This is a genomic window from Mesorhizobium sp. P2_E9 (assembly GCF_056403815.1).
Genome location: NZ_JBFUET010000009.1, coordinates 89,898 through 104,893 on the forward strand (window position 1 = coordinate 89,898; position 14,996 = coordinate 104,893).

Here is a 14,996-nt window from a genome sequence, read left to right on the forward strand (position 1 = left end):
GGAACGCTGACATGTCCGACCTCGAAGGCAATCTGAAAAAGGCCGAGGCCTATCTGGCCCGTTTCAAGACCAACGGCGTGTTGAACCAGATCGGCGGCGAGGCGCTGCCGGCCGCCGACGGCTCGACCTTCGAGACGCTGTCGCCGGTCGACCTCAAGCCGCTGGCCAAGGTCGCGCGCGGCGGCGCCGCCGACATCGACCGCGCTGCCAAGGCGGCGAAGGCGGCGTTCCCGGCCTGGGCCGCCATGCCGGGCGAGACACGCAAGAAGCTGCTGCACAAAATAGCCGACGCCATCGAGGCACGCGCCGAGGAGATCGCCTTCGTCGAATGCATGGACACCGGCCAGGCGCTGAAGTTCATGGCCAAGGCGGCGTTGCGCGGTGCCGAGAATTTCCGCTTCTTCGCCGACCGCGCGCCGGAAGCGCGTGACGGCGAGACGCTGCGGACGACAGGCCAGGTCAACATCACCACCCGCGTGCCGATCGGCCCGGTCGGCATCATCACGCCGTGGAACACGCCGTTCATGCTGTCGACCTGGAAGATCGCGCCGGCACTGGCGGCAGGCTGCACCGTGGTTCATAAGCCGGCTGAATTTTCGCCGTTGACGGCGCGGCTGCTGGTCGAGATCGCCGAGGAGGCCGGCCTGCCGAAGGGTGTGTGGAACCTGGTCAACGGCCTTGGCGAGTACGCCGGCAAGGCGCTGACCGAACATCCCGACATCAAGGCGATCGGCTTTGTCGGCGAGAGCCGCACCGGCTCGATGATCATGAAACAGGGCGCCGACACGCTGAAGCGCGTGCATTTCGAGCTCGGCGGCAAGAACCCGGTGATCGTCTTCGCCGACGCCGATCTCGAACGCGCGGCCGACGCCGCCGTGTTCATGATCTACTCGCTCAACGGTGAACGCTGCACCTCGTCGTCGCGGCTGCTGGTCGAAGCCTCGGTCTACGACAGATTCACCGATCTGGTGGCGGAGAGGGCAAAGCGCATCAGAATAGGCCATCCGCTCGACCCGAAAACGGTGGTCGGGCCGCTGATCCATCCGGTGCACGAGGAAAAGGTACTGTCCTATATCGAGATCGGCAAATCGGAGGGTGCTGTGGTTGCCGCCGGCGGTGGCAAGTTCGCCGGCCCGGGCGGCGGCTGCTATGTCAGCCCGACGCTGTTTACCGGCGCCACCAACAAGATGCGTATTGCCCAGGAAGAGATTTTCGGGCCGGTGCTGACGGCCATCACCTTCAAGGACGAGGCGGAGGCGCTGGCGCTGGCCAACGACACGCAATACGGCCTGACCGGCTATCTCTGGACCTCTGATGTGACCCGCGCCTTCCGCTTCACCGATGCGCTGGAGGCCGGCATGATCTGGGTCAATTCGGAGAATGTGCGCCATCTGCCGACGCCGTTCGGTGGCGTCAAGAATTCCGGCATCGGCCGCGACGGCGGCGATCATTCCTTCGACTTCTACATGGAGACGAAGAACGTCGCCTTTGCGACGACGGCGCATGCGATCCAGAAACTCGGCGGCTGAAGGAGGAAATCAGATGCCCTTGCCCAAGCCCAACCTCTATCCCGCCTTCAACATCGTGCGCCTCAGCCATGTCGAGCTGGCGGTCACCGACCTTGCCAAGTCGCGCGCCTTCTATGTCGACACACTCGGCCTGCAGGTCACCGACGAGACCTCAGGCGCCATCTATCTGCGCGCCATGGAGGAGCGTGGCCATCACTGTATCGTGCTGCGCAAGGCGACGACGCCGGAGGCGCGCGACCTCGGCTTCAAGGTGTTTTCGGACGAGGATCTCGGCAAGGCCGAGCATTTCTTCAAGAGCAAGGGCCTGCCGGTGGAATGGGTCGAGCGGCCCTACCAGTCACGCACCTTTCGCACGCGTGACCCGCACGGCATTCCGCTCGAATTCTATGCCCAGATGGAAAGGCTGCCGCCGATCCACCAGAAATACGCGCTCTACAAGGGCGTCAAGCCGCTGCGTATCGACCACTTCAACTGCTTCTCGCCCAATGTCGACGAATCCGTCGCCTTCTACAACGAACTCGGCTTCCGCGTGACCGAGTACACCGAGGATGCCAGCAGCGGGAAGCTGTGGGCAGCATGGACGCACCGCAAGGGCGGCGTCCATGACATCGCCTTCACCAACGGCGTCGGGCCGCGCCTGCACCACGTGGCCTTCTGGGTGCCGACGCCGCTCAACATCATCGACCTGCTCGATTTGATGGCGACGACCGGCTATTTGCCGAACATCGAACGCGGCCCGGGCCGGCACGGTATTTCCAACGCTTTCTTCCTCTATGTCCGTGACCCCGACAACCACCGCATCGAGATCTATTGTTCGGACTACCAGACGGTCGATCCGGACCTCGAGCCGATCAAATGGGACCTCAAGGACCCGCAGCGGCAAACGCTGTGGGGCGCGCCGGCACCCAAAAGCTGGTTCGAGGAAGGCAGCACGTTTGCCGGCGCCACCGCCCGCCAGCCGGACCTGACGGCGTCGCCGATCATTGCGCCGTGAGCAGCGCCATGAACCGGCTCGCAACCTTCACCATCAACGGCAAGACGCGCTACGGCGCGATCACCGGCAAGGGCGTCGTCGACCTGTCGGCCCGCCACAGCCAGTGGCCGACATTGCGCGAAGTGATCGAGGCCGGCGCCTTGCGGCGGCTGGCGGAAGAGGCCGAGGCCTTTGCCGTCGATTTCCCGCTCGACGCCATCGCCTACGACATCCCGATCCCGTCACCGGAAAAGATCATCTGCGTCGGCGTCAACTATCCGGACCGCAACGAGGAGTACAAGGACGGCCAGGCGGCACCTGCCAACCCGTCGCTGTTCATCCGCTTTCCCCGCTCCTTCGTCGGCCATGGCGCTGCGCTGGTGCGGCCGCCGGAATCGCCGCAGCTCGACTATGAGGGCGAGATCGTCATCGTCATCGGCAAGGGTGGGCGGCGCATTGCCGAAACCGACGCGCTCGGCCATATCGCCGCACTGTCGCTGTGCAATGAAGGCACCATCCGCGACTGGGTGCGGCATGCCAAGTTCAACGTCACGCAAGGCAAGAATTTCGACCGCACCGGCTCGATCGGCCCATGGCTGGTGCCATTCACGGATGAGGCGCAGATCGCCGACATCGCGCTCTCCACCCGCGTCAATGGCGAGATCCGCCAGCAGGACCGCACCAGCAGGATGATCTTTTCCTTCCGCAAGATCATCAACTACATCTCGACCTTCACCACGCTGGTGCCTGGCGATATCATCGTCACCGGCACGCCGACCGGCGCCGGCGCCCGCTTCGACCCGCCGATCTGGCTGAAGCCCGGCGACGTCATCGAGGTCGAGGCCGACGGCATCGGCGTGCTCAGGAACAGCGTCGTCGACGAGGCAACCGCATGACCCCGGAACAAGTGGAAGACGCTGCGGCACGGCTGTTCGAGGCCGAACGTTCGCGCCGCCAGATCCGGCTGCTCAGCCTCGATTTTCCCGAGGCTACGATGGAGGACGCCTATCGCGTCCAGGCAGCGCTGGTGACGCGCAAGATCGATGCCGGGCTGAAGCCGAAGGGCTGGAAGATTGGCCTGACCTCCAAGGCGATGCAATATGCGCTCGCCATCGACACGCCGGATTCCGGTGTGCTGTTCGACGACATGTTCTTCGACGACGGCGCGACCATTCCCGCCGGCCGCTTCATCCAGCCGCGCGTCGAGGCCGAGATCGCCTTCGTCATGAAGGCGCCGCTCAAAGGCCCCGGCGTGACCATCTTCGACGTGCTCAACGCCACCGACTACATCACGCCGGCGCTGGAAATCCTCGACACGCGCATCGAGCGCGTCAATGCCGAGACGAAGAAGGCGCGCACCTTCTTCGACACGATCTCCGACAATGCCGCCAATGCCGGCATCGTCATCGGCGGCCGACCGCAGCGGCCTGATGAAGCCGACATGCGCTGGATCGGCGCCATCGTCTCGCGCAATGCCGAGGTCGAGGAGACCGGGCTTGGCGCCGGCGTGCTCAACCATCCGGCGATGGGCATAGCCTGGCTGGCGGACCGGCTTGCGAGCTACGGTATGTCGATCGCGGCCGGCGAGGTGGTGCTGTCCGGGTCGTTCGTGCGCCCGGTCGAGGCGCGGCCCGGTGATACGATCGTCGCCGATTTCGGCAGTTCAGGCACGGTCAGCATCCATTTCGCCAAGAGCTGACGGTTCGGCAACTCACAGACCGCGCAGATAATCCGCCACCACGCCAGCGGCGATGGTCGAAATGCGCATGCCGGCATCCCTGGTAATGTCGCCTTCGACGCGGCTCTGCACCCAGCCAAGGAAGGCAAAGGCGCGCAGCGCGGAAAACAGCGGCAAGGCCGCGACGTCCTCTCGCGTCAGCTCGCGCTCCTGCCGGTAGCCGTCGAGCAGCGAGGCCTCGATCAGCGGATAGATCGCCTCCTCGCGGTTCTGGTAGAGTGCTACGGCAAGATCGTAGACATGCCAGCCATGGCCGCAATCGTCGAAGTCGATGATCTCGATGGTTTCGCCGTCGAGCAGCACATTCTCGCGCACCAGATCGGCATGGATCAGGCCGAAATTGCGCGCGCTGCGCTCATGCCGAGACAGCGCTTCGACTGCTTTCTTGTGGGCACGGTGGACCAGGTCGCGATTGGCATCGTCGAGAAACGGGCAGGTCTCGAAACGGCCCCAGGTAGGGTTCGGGCCAAAGAAGCCGTCGAAATCCCAGGCATGGCGGGCAAAGCCGGGCGGCGGCGCCCAGCTGGCGGCGGCATTGTGCATGCGCGCTATGGTTCGGCCGATGGCGGTGAACACGTCTCTTGCCCGTTGTGGCGAATAGCCGAGCGGCACGCCGCGCGCGCCGACGGCGCGGCCTTCGAGCCAGCTCAGGCAATCGACCTGACGCGGCGTCGAGGCGCCGATGCTCACCTGCACGAACAGATCGCCGGCCTGCGTCGGCACCGGAGACGGCGTGGCGACACCTGCGGATTGCAGAAAGCCCATCCATTGCAGCTCCGAGCGCAGCGCGGCATCTGTGTGATAGCCAAGCCTATGGATGCGCAGGGCTGCCGGCCGGCCATCGGCCAAGCGGACGCGGAAGACGGCATTTTCGCGGTATTTGAGCAGCTCCGGCTCAGCGTCGCGGACACCCCAATGCGCGAGCGCATGCCGGGCAAGCGCGGTGACGTCTGCAGCCGTCTCAGGCTCGGATCGCGCGGACACTGCGTTCACGCCGCCACTCCGGCGACTTCACCAAGCACTTCGTCCAGCGTGCCGATCAAAAGGTCGGCATTGTCGCGGGAAAACGGCATGGGCGGGCGGATCTTGAGCACATTGCCGTGGATGCCGGTCTTGCCCATCAGCACACCACGGTCACGCATGGCGTTGATGACGCGTCCTGCAGTGTCGGGCGCGGGTTCGCGTGTTTCGCGGTCGCGGACCAGTTCGGCGCCGAAGAACAGTCCGGCGCCCCGGACTTCACCGATACAGTCATGCCGGTCGGCCAGCGACCGCAGCAGGCTAAGTGCATAGGCGCCGACATCTCGCGCGTTGGCGACAAGGTTTTCCTGTTCCATGACATCGAGGACGGCATTGGCCACGGCGCAGGAAACCGGATTGCCGCCGAAGGTGTTGAAGTAGCGGAAAGCATTGCGGAAAGTCCCGAGGATTTGCCCAGTGGTGACGACGGCGGCGACCGGATGGCCATTGCCCATCGGCTTGCCCATGGTGACGATGTCGGGGACGAAGCCGGCGCGCTGGTGGCCCCAGAAATGGCTGCCGGTGCGGCCGAAGCCCGGCTGAACCTCGTCGGCGATGACCAGACCTCCGGCGTCGCGCACCGCCGCCACGGCATCGTCAAAGAAGCCGCTGGGCAGCGTCGGAAAACCTTCATTGGCGAGCAGCGGACACAGGATCATGCCCGACAGGCCGATACCGTCCTTTGCCAGCGAGGCGATGGCTTCGCGCACGGCGTCGCCGAATGCCTTGCCGTTGGCCATCGCGTCGGGATGGCGATAGCTGTCGGGTGCCGGCACCAGCCGGACATACGGAGCGCGGCCGCCGACCGGCGGCATGCGGGTTGAGAGCTGCGAAACCGCCGTGGTGTTGCCGTGATAGGTGGCGTCGGTGGCGATGATGCCCATCTGGCCTGAGGTCGCCTGCGCCATGCGCAGCGCGATGTCGTTGGCCTCGCTGCCGGTGCAGGTGAGGATGGCGGTGGAGAGGCTGGCATCGAAGGTCGCGGTCAGCCGCTCGACATAGTCGAGGATCGCCGTGTGCAGATAGCGCGTGTGGGTGTTGAGCAGGCTTGCCTGCCGGCACAGCGCCTCGACCACATGCGGATGGCAATGGCCGACATGGGCGACATTGTTGTAGGCATCGAGATATTTGCGGCCATCGGCATCGTAGAGCCAGACGCCTTCCCCGCGCACCAGGTGCACGGGCTCGTCATAGAACAATTGCGATTTCGCACCCAACAGGCGGGAACGCCGGCTAACCAGCGCTGCCTCGGTCATTTTCTTCTGCGATTGTGTCATCTGTAGGTACCCAAACTCTGTTCTATCCGCCGGCCCATCAGACCTTCGACAGGCCAACGCCGATCGCCTCACCGATCTTCGCGACGTCGGCGGCGCTGATGATCAGCGGGGGTGACAGGATGATGGTGTTGCCGGACACACGCAGCATGACGCCGGCTTGGTAGGCAGCCTCCGAAACCACGGCCATGGTCTTCTTGTCGGCGGGTTTTTTCGTCGCGCGATCCGAGACCAGCTCGACCGCCGCCATCAGGCCCTTGTAACGGACATCGCCAACGATGGCGTGCCTGGCCTTCAGCCCCTCCAGCACGGCCGCCAGTTCGACACCGCGTACGGCCGCGTTCTCGTTCAAGCGAAGCCGTTTGGTTTCGGCAAGTGCTGCCAGTCCCGCGGCGCAGCCGACCGGGTGACCGGAATAGGTATAGCCATGGCCGATGGCGCCAAAACTGGTCTTGTCGGCTTCGAATACATCGGCAACCTTGGCGCCGATCAAGGTTGCGCCGAGTGGGAAATAGCCAGAGGTGATCGCCTTGGCGATGGTCATGAAGTCCGGCTTTACTTCAGTCAGCCTGGAACCGGACCAGGCGCCGGTGCGGCCAAAGCCGGTGACGACCTCGTCGGCGATCAGCAGGATTTCGTGGCGGTCGCAGATCTCGCGCACCAGCGGCATGAAGCTCTCATGCGGAACGATGACGCCACCGGCACCGAGCACCGGCTCCATGATGAAAGCAGCGATGGTGTCGCCGCCCTGGAAGGCGATTTCGTCCTCCAGCGCCTTGGCACACAGTTTGGCCAGCCGTGCCGGATCGGTCTCGTCGAACGGGTTGCGGAAGGTCCAGGGTGCCGGAATGTGGAAGACGCCGGGCAGCAGCGGCTCGTAGTTGCGGCGGAAATTGGCGTTGCCATTGACCGAGGCGCCGCCGAAATGGGTGCCGTGATAGCCTTTCTTGAGCGCCAGGAATTTTGTCCGGTCGCCCTGGCTACGGATCTTCCAATATTGCCTCGCCAGCCGCAGCGCGGTCTCGACCGAATCCGAGCCGCCCGAGGTGAAGAAGGTCCGCACCATGCCTTCCGGCGCGAACCATTCCGCGAGTTCGTAGGCGAGCTCGATCGACGGTCCGGTCGAGGTGCCGCGAAAGCCGGAATAGTAAGGCAGCGCGCCGAGCTGGTCGGCGACGGCCTTCTTGATCGGGTCGCAGCTGTAGCCGAGATTGACGTTCCACAGACCGCCGACGGCATCGAGCACGGTGTTGCCGTCGATGTCGGTGACCATGACGCCCTCGCCCTTCATGATCACCTTCGGCGGATTGGCCCGCATCTCGGCCGGATGCGCCATCGGGTGCCAGATCGGCTTGGCGTTGGTCTCGGTGAGGAAATTGATGTCGCGCATGACAAGGCTCCGCAAATGGTCTCAGGCAACTGGAACGAGGTCGAAATGGGCAAGGGCTTCGGCATAGGACTGTGCCGGCCGAGCGACGTCGAAATGGACGGTGCGCATGCCGGCGGCACGGCCGCCATCGACATTGCGCTGCTGGTCGTCGACGAACACGCAGGCACCGGCAGGCAGATCAAGCGCTTCGGTGACGAAGCCATAGGCGCGCGGGTCGGGCTTGAGGATGCCGGTGTGGGTGGCGTCGACAATCACGTCGAACAGGCCGAGCAGCGGCAGTTTTCGGCGAAAGTCGACGCCGTAGAACAGGTCGAGTTCGTTGGACAGGATCGCTAGGCGAAAGCCGGCCGCATGGACGGCACGAATGGCGTGGTCGGCTTCCGGCCGCACCACCTTTTCCGGCTCGGCGCCACGGGCGCGCTGGACAAAGGTCTCCATCGCTTGCCAGTCCTCGCCGACGAGACGTCCGACTTCTTTCGTGCGGGTGCGCCAATAGTCGCGTTCGCTGATCTCGTCGGCCTGCATCGAACGCCACAGCGGGTCGCTGTCCGGGTCGAACGGCCCACGCCATTGCAGTGTGCCGGGCTTCAAGCCGAGCGCCTGTTCGGTCAAGGCATGGGTCTCGAACAGCGTGCGGGTGACGACGCCGCCGAAATCGAGGACCAGCGCCTGGGCAGGAACAGCGCTCACGCGGCCACTCCCTTGGCCGGCATGCCACGCGGAATGATGCCTTCCTCGACCCAGCGGTCGAAGATTTCTAGCGCCTTGCCGACAAAATCGTCGCTGTTGATGTGGGCGTCGATCTCGTGGAACTCGACCTCAGCAGGGATCGCCTTGCGCATCTCATCGACGAAGGCGGCGAGCGCTTCCGGCTCATAGAGCGGCTCGCCCTGCGTGTCCCATTCCTGGATGCCCTGGGACGGCAGGATGAAGGCGGAGCGCCCTTTCGAGGCGCCGAGCTTGGCGGCGATGGTCCTGGCGACCTCGCGGCGGTCATCGGCATCGACGGTGACCGAGGCGATCAGCCTGTTATGGGCGTGAAAAGGGCGTTCGGAGAATTTAGCCGGCAAATCCTGCCAGGTCGGCAGGTCGACCATGTCGACCGCGCCGGGCGCCGCAATCTGCGGGATGCCGCGGGCGCCGGCATTTTCCAGCCGGTCGGCGCCGGAGCTGACGACGGAGCCGGCCAGGTGGTTGGTGATTTCCTGCAGGCTGAAGTCGAACACGGCGCAGAAATGGTCCTGGCCGGCGATCGATTCGAAGGCGCGGCCGCCCATTCCGGTGGTGTGGAAGACCGCGACATCATAGCCGCGCCGTTCCAATGCCGGCTTCAGCGTCTTCATGTAGCGCAGGCAGCTGCTGCCGAGCGACGTCATGCCGATCGTCGGGCCGAGTGCCGGCGCCGAGGCGCGGCTCTCCAGCACGATCCTGGCCGCGCCAACCACCGCGCCGCAGGCCTGCGACAAAACCAGCTTGCAGATCGAGTTGAGGCCGTAGAGCCCGCCAGCCCAGAGGATCATCATCAGGTCCGGCGCGACCCGCTCGGGCGGGATGAGGTGCGAATAGGCAATGGTGGAGACGACGAATTTCGGCACGCCGAGCGGCAGGGAAAGCGCCACGTCGAGCGCCAAATCGGTGCCCATCGAACCGCCTATGGCGATGAAGGCGTCGATCTCGCCACGCTGATGGAGTTGGCGCACCAGTTGCACGGCCCCGCCGGCCATCAGCGTCATGGCGGTGTTCTCGTCGCCGCTGGCGACGATCTCCTCGATGGTCACGTCGACGGCCCGCGCCACGGCATGCTTGTCGTGATCGGGGCTGTAGGGCGGATTGCCGAGAACGCTGACATCCATCATCACGGCACTGCCGCCCGATGCCTCGATGCAGGCTTTCATGAACAGCAGCTCGTCGGCCTTGGTGTCGCCGGTGCCGATGACCAGGATGCGGGGCGTTGTCTGTGCAGACATCAGGCCTGCCTCCTCAGGGTTTGCAAATTGTCGCCATTGAGGCGCATCGAAATCTCCCGTGCCGTGGCCATGACCGCAAGTCCTCGTTCGACGATGTCGGCCGTCGCTGTTCTCGCCTTGGGCGCCGCCACCGCGATGGTGCCGAGCGCAAAACCGTCCGCCGCCAGGATCGCCGCCGCGACTGATATGACGCCTTCCTCGAGACCCTGATCACAGATCGAATAGCCGCGCTCGCGCGCCTCGGCCATGGAGCGCGAGATGGCGGCCGGCTCGATCAGCGTATGCGCCGTGAAGGCTTCGAGAGGACCCGCCAGGCATGCCTTGACGGCCTCATCCCTGGCGAAAGCCAGATAGGCGATGCCCGACGCGGTCGAATGCAGGGGCAGAAGCTGGCCGATGTCGATGTTGACGCGGTTTGCCCAGGTGGGATGTTCGACATGGACGGTGACCAGCCTGTCGGTGCCGAATTCCGACAGATGCACGGTCTCGGCCGTTGTGCCAGCCAGGTCCCGCACCAGCGGCACCGCGGTCTGCAGGAAGGGAAAGCGCGCCTCGCGGATGCGCGCCAGCCGCGACAGGCCGGCGCCGAGCCGGTAGTGCCGCGTGCCGGCGTCCTGCTCGACGAAACCATGGCCGGTCAGGGCCACGAGCAGCCGTCGCGTCGTCGCCTTGTCGAAGCCCGAGCGGCGCGCCAGTTCGGTCAGCCCGAGCTCGGGCTCGGCCACGCTGAACAGCTCCAGAAGTGAAATCGCCTTGCCGACCGTACCCAACGCATCCTCCTGGATCGGGCAATCATTTAACGTGTGAATTAACTTGACAGGAAGCTGCATTGTTTGCAAGTCTATATTCAAAATAAGGGTTCAAATAATGAACCGCATCCAGAGCGTATGGGACAGGCCAGCAGGCCAGCGAACCCGGTGTTCGCGAACAGGAGGGACCAATGACAGCAGTTTCGGAACAGGCGCCGGCCAACAGGCTGCGCAAGAACAGTCTTGGCGTCGGCGCCATCACCTTCATGGTGATCTCGGCGGCGGCCCCGCTCACGGCGGTCGCCGGCGGCACGCCGCTCGGCATGCTGATGGGCAATGGCGCCGGCTTTGCCGGCACCTATCTGATCGTGACGGTGCTGCTGCTCCTGTTCGCGGTCGGCTATGTCGCCATGTCGCGGCATGTCGGCAATGCCGGCGCCTTCTATGCCTATGCGGCGCGCGGGCTCGGCGGTCTCGCCGGCGGCGCCACGGCGCTGATCGCCATCCTGTCCTACAATGCCATGCAGATCGGCGTCATGGGCTTGCTCGGTGCCGCGACCTCCGGGCTGTTTGCCGGCTGGGGCATGAACCTGCCCTGGTGGGTGTGGAGTTTCATCGCCATCGCCATCGTCGCCGTGCTCGGTTACCGGCAGGTCGATTTGTCGGCCAAGATCCTGACGGTGCTGGTTCTCTGCGAATACGCCGTGGTGCTGATCCTCGACCTGACGATCCTCAAGACCGGCGGCGACAGCGGCCTGTCGGCCGCTCCGTTCAGCTGGAGCCAGATCACATCGGGCGCGCCGGCGATCGCCATCCTGTTCTGCTTTGCCGCCTTCATCGGCTTCGAGGCGACGACGATCTACGCCGAGGAAGCCCGCGACCCCAAGGTCACCATTCCGCGCGCCACCTATTTCTCCGTCATCCTGATCGGCGTCTTCTACATGGTGACCGCATGGCTGATGGCGGTCGGCGCCGGCGTCGACAAATTGCTGCCGGCGCTGCAAGGCCTGCAGGATCCGACGACCTTCCTGTTCGGCCTGTCCGACCGTTATGCCGGAACGCTGCTGACGCATGCGATGAGCATCCTGTTCGTGTCGAGCCTCTTTGCCGGCGTGCTGGCCTTCCACAATGCGGTTGCCCGCTACATCTACGTCTCGGGCCGCGAGAAGCTTTTGCCGCAGTCGATCGGCGTGACGCATTCGGCGCATCAGAGCCCGCATGTCGCCTCGGTGATCCAGAGCGTGCTGGCGGCTGTCGTCGTCGGCCTGTTCGCCGTGCTCGGCCTCGACCCGGTGCTGGCGCTGTTTTCGTGGCTGACCAATGTCGCGACGCTCGGCGTCATCGTCATGATGGCGGTCGCCTCGCTCGCGGTGGTGATGTACTTCCGTGCCAATCCGTCCAGCCAAGAGAACGTGCTGAAGACCACCATCCTGCCGGGACTGACCTTCATTGCCTTCGTCGTCATCATCTACCTGATCGTCATCAATTTCGGCAGCCTGTCCGGGGCCGGCGGCTTCCTTGGTGTGTTCCTGCCGGGCCTGGTGCTGATCGCCGCGGTGATCGGCCTGCTGCTGGCCGGCGCCTTGAGGAGCCGCGACCCGGTCGCCTTCGAAAACCTCGGTGTGCCGCTGAGGGATTGAGCGGCATCGAGACAGACGAAGGGCGGCGCAACACGCCGCCCTGCAATGCATTTACCTCCAAGTGAGACGTATTATGATCAGCCAGAATGCCGTCAACACCCTGCGCAACATAGAGATCGGCGCGCGCGGCCTGTTCATCGATGGCGCCCAGTCGGCGGGAATGACCGGCGCGACATTGCCTGTCATTTCGCCGATCGACGGCCGTGCCTTCGCCAGCATCGCCGACGGCAATGCCGCCGATATCGACCGTGCGGTGAAATCGGCACGCAAGGCGTTCGAAAAGGGCTCGTGGTCGCGCGCCGCACCCGCCTTCCGCAAGAAGGTGCTGACCAGGCTCGCCGAGCTGGTGGAAAAACATGTCGACGAACTGGCCGTGCTCGGCGTGCGCGACAACGGCACCGAGATCGGCATGGCCTACAAAGCCGAGCCGCTGTCGGCCGCCGGCACCATCCGCTACTACGCCGAGGCGATCGACAAGGTCTATGGCGAGGTCGCGCCGACGGCCGACAACGTGCTGGGGCTGATCCACAAGGAGCCGCTCGGTGTCGTCGGCGTCATCGTGCCGTGGAATTTCCCGCTGATGATCGGCGCCTGGAAGATCGCACCCGCACTTGCCGCCGGCAATTGCGTGGTGGTCAAGCCGCCGGAGATCGCCTCGCTGACGCTGCTGCGGCTGGCGGAACTGGCTGCCGAGGCCGGCCTGCCCGCCGGCGTGCTCAACGTCGTCACCGGCCGCGGCTCCGTCACCGGCGAAGCGCTCGGCCTGCATATGGATGTCGACGCCATCGCCTTCACCGGCTCGGGGCCAGTCGGCCGCCGGCTGCTCGACTATTCCGCGCGTTCCAATTTGAAGCGCGTCTTCCTCGAGCTCGGCGGCAAGTCGCCCAACATCGTCTTTGCCGATGCGCCTGACCTGAAGCAGGCCGCAGTCGTCTCGGCCAATGGAATCTTCCGCAATTCCGGCCAGGTCTGCGTCGCTGGCTCGCGCCTGCTCGTTCAGTCCTCGGTCTATGACCGCTTCATGGAGGAGCTTGTCTCGGCGACCACGCGGCTGAAGGTCGGCGATCCGCTGGATCTCTTGAGCGATGTCGGCGCCGTATCGAGCGCCGAACAGTTGGACAAGAATCTCGGCTTCGTCGCCAAGGCCACGGAAGAAGGCGCAAGGCTGGTCACCGGTGGCGAACGGATCCTGGCCGAGACCGGCGGCAGCTACATGGCGCCGACGATCTTCGAGAACGTCACGCAGGACATGCAGCTTGCCCGCGAGGAGGTGTTCGGGCCGGTGCTCGGCGTCATGCGCTTCGACACCGAGGAGGAAGCGGTGCGGCTTGCCAATTCGACCGTCTACGGGCTCGCTTCGGCGGTGTGGACATCAAACCTCTCCACCGCGCACCGCATGGTGCGCGCCATCAATGCAGGCGTCGTCCACGTCAACACCTATGGCGGCGCCGACATCACCGTGCCGCTCGGCGGCGTCAAGCAGTCAGGCTTCGGCCGCGACAAGTCGCTGCACGCGCTGGAGAAATATCTGGAGCTGAAAACCGCCTGGATCGCGCTTTGAGACCCGTGGCGATATCGGGCTCCTGCCGAATCTGATCTTCCCATCCAAGGCGTACAGGATCGCGCGCGGCGTCGCTGTGGTCCGTCAGCACCGTCTTGTGCTCCATGTCCTGAAATTTTTGAGAGAATATTCCCGGCATCGGGGATAAAGGCGAAACACGTTCTTTGATAAAATCGATAGAATTTCTGACGATGTGACCAAGCCTAGGCAACCCGCCTTGCTGCCACGACTTCACAACCGCAGAGATCAAACCATGCCGGACTTCAAGAACACTTTGCCATCTTCCCTTTGGTCAACCCTCAACCGGCGCAGTGGCCTTGCTCTGCTGTTCGCATCGGCTGTGGCGATCGGCAGCCTGATGGCGCCGCATGCGTCGCTCGCCGAGGACAAGAAGGCGATCAAGGTCGGCATCATCAGCGGCGAGGACGAGGATGTCTGGCGTGTTGTCGTCGCCCAGGCGGCTGAAAAGGGCCTGACCATCGAGACCGTGGTGTTCAACGACTACACCCAGCCTAATGAAGCGCTGGAGCGCGGCGAGATCGACGCCAACGCCTTCCAGCACCAGCCCTATCTCGACAACCAGATCAAGACGCAGGGCTATCACATCGTGCGTGTCGGCTACACCGGCGTCTGGCCGATCGGCCTCTATTCCAAGAAGTACAAGGCGGTCGCCGACCTGCCCGCGGGCGCGGTCATCGGCGTGCCGAACGACCCGTCCAATGAAGGCCGGGCGCTGCGCGTGCTGCAGAATGAGGGCGTGATCAAGCTGAAGGACGGCACCGGCATTCTGGCCACCACCGCCGACATTTCGGAGAACCCCAAGAAGGTCGAGATCAAGGAACTCGACGCCGGCATCGTCGGCCGCTCGGTCGAGGATCTCGACGCCGCCGTGGTCAACACCGACTGGGCGCTGAAGGGCGGCCTGACGCCGGACAACCGCATCGCGCAGGAACCGATCGCCGACAACCCCTACCGCAACTTCATCGCCGTGAAAGTCGGCAATGAGAACGAGGCCTGGGTGAAGACGCTGGTGGCTTCCTACCAGAACGACGCGGTGAAGGCCGAGTTCGACAAGGTCTACAAGGGCACCGGCCTCAGCGCCTATTGATCTGCCGGACGTCCAGTTCGAGAGCAAATGCGGTCCGCGCCTGAGCG

The 14,996-nt window shown here is 64.6% G+C and carries 13 protein-coding genes; 7 read left to right on the forward strand and 6 right to left on the reverse strand.

The annotated features are described in order from the left end of the window. Positions 1–11: 11 nt before the first annotated feature. The 4 genes from hpaE to hpaH are packed head-to-tail and all read left to right on the forward strand — an operon-like array spanning position 12 to position 4,201. Positions 12–1,529, forward strand: a complete 1,518-nt coding sequence (gene hpaE / locus AC1D05_RS16920; RefSeq protein ID WP_477442233.1) for a 5-carboxymethyl-2-hydroxymuconate semialdehyde dehydrogenase — start codon at positions 12–14, stop codon at positions 1,527–1,529. A 13-nt stretch (positions 1,530–1,542) separates the two neighbouring features. Further along, on the forward strand, positions 1,543–2,523 hold the full coding sequence (gene hpaD, locus AC1D05_RS16925) for a 3,4-dihydroxyphenylacetate 2,3-dioxygenase (RefSeq protein WP_477442234.1): 981 nt from the start codon (positions 1,543–1,545) through the stop codon (positions 2,521–2,523). An 8-nt stretch (positions 2,524–2,531) separates the two neighbouring features. After that, positions 2,532–3,398: a fumarylacetoacetate hydrolase family protein gene (locus AC1D05_RS16930; RefSeq protein ID WP_477442236.1), complete on the forward strand. Its 867-nt coding sequence runs from the start codon at positions 2,532–2,534 to the stop codon at positions 3,396–3,398. Then, positions 3,395–4,201 (forward strand): 2-oxo-hept-4-ene-1,7-dioate hydratase, encoded by an 807-nt coding sequence (gene hpaH, locus AC1D05_RS16935; protein ID WP_477442238.1) that lies wholly within the window; start codon positions 3,395–3,397, stop codon positions 4,199–4,201. Before AC1D05_RS16930 ends, hpaH begins: the two co-directional genes overlap by 4 nt. A 12-nt stretch (positions 4,202–4,213) precedes the next feature. On the opposite strand, the gene AC1D05_RS16940 is transcribed toward hpaH, so the two are convergent. From AC1D05_RS16940 to AC1D05_RS16965, 6 genes are read right to left on the reverse strand one after another with little or no spacing between them, the layout of a single operon-like run. Continuing rightward, positions 4,214–5,233, reverse strand: coding sequence for a phosphotransferase enzyme family protein (locus AC1D05_RS16940; RefSeq protein ID WP_477442239.1), 1,020 nt, complete (start codon positions 5,231–5,233; stop codon positions 4,214–4,216). Continuing rightward, entirely contained in the window at positions 5,230–6,537 is a 1,308-nt protein-coding gene (locus AC1D05_RS16945; protein WP_477442241.1) for an aminotransferase class III-fold pyridoxal phosphate-dependent enzyme, read from the reverse strand. The genes AC1D05_RS16940 and AC1D05_RS16945 overlap by 4 nt, the downstream gene beginning before the upstream one ends. 37 nt (positions 6,538–6,574) lie before the next feature. Next, on the reverse strand, positions 6,575–7,924 hold the full coding sequence (locus AC1D05_RS16950) for an aminotransferase class III-fold pyridoxal phosphate-dependent enzyme (protein ID WP_477442243.1): 1,350 nt from the start codon (positions 7,922–7,924) through the stop codon (positions 6,575–6,577). 21 nt (positions 7,925–7,945) lie between these two features. Further along, positions 7,946–8,614 carry an HAD-IA family hydrolase gene (locus AC1D05_RS16955; protein WP_477442245.1) on the reverse strand — a complete coding sequence of 223 codons (669 nt, stop codon included), beginning with the start codon at positions 8,612–8,614 and terminating at the stop codon, positions 7,946–7,948. After that, positions 8,611–9,891 (reverse strand): Tm-1-like ATP-binding domain-containing protein, encoded by a 1,281-nt coding sequence (locus AC1D05_RS16960; RefSeq protein ID WP_477442247.1) that lies wholly within the window; start codon positions 9,889–9,891, stop codon positions 8,611–8,613. Before AC1D05_RS16960 ends, AC1D05_RS16955 begins: the two co-directional genes overlap by 4 nt. Continuing rightward, on the reverse strand, positions 9,891–10,661 hold the full coding sequence (locus tag AC1D05_RS16965) for an IclR family transcriptional regulator (RefSeq protein ID WP_477442248.1): 771 nt from the start codon (positions 10,659–10,661) through the stop codon (positions 9,891–9,893). The genes AC1D05_RS16960 and AC1D05_RS16965 overlap by 1 nt, the downstream gene beginning before the upstream one ends. A 170-nt stretch (positions 10,662–10,831) precedes the next feature. On the opposite strand from AC1D05_RS16965, the gene AC1D05_RS16970 reads away from it, so the two are divergent. The 3 genes from AC1D05_RS16970 (at position 10,832) to AC1D05_RS16980 (ending at position 14,949) form a co-directional block, all read left to right on the forward strand. Beyond that, on the forward strand, positions 10,832–12,280 hold the full coding sequence (locus AC1D05_RS16970; protein ID WP_477442250.1) for an APC family permease: 1,449 nt from the start codon (positions 10,832–10,834) through the stop codon (positions 12,278–12,280). A 73-nt stretch (positions 12,281–12,353) separates the two neighbouring features. Continuing rightward, positions 12,354–13,841 carry an aldehyde dehydrogenase gene (locus AC1D05_RS16975; protein ID WP_477442252.1) on the forward strand — a complete coding sequence of 496 codons (1,488 nt, stop codon included), beginning with the start codon at positions 12,354–12,356 and terminating at the stop codon, positions 13,839–13,841. 253 nt (positions 13,842–14,094) lie between these two features. Continuing rightward, complete coding sequence (locus AC1D05_RS16980; RefSeq protein ID WP_477442254.1) at positions 14,095–14,949, forward strand: MetQ/NlpA family lipoprotein; 855 nt, start codon at positions 14,095–14,097, stop codon at positions 14,947–14,949. Positions 14,950–14,996: the final 47 nt, after the last annotated feature.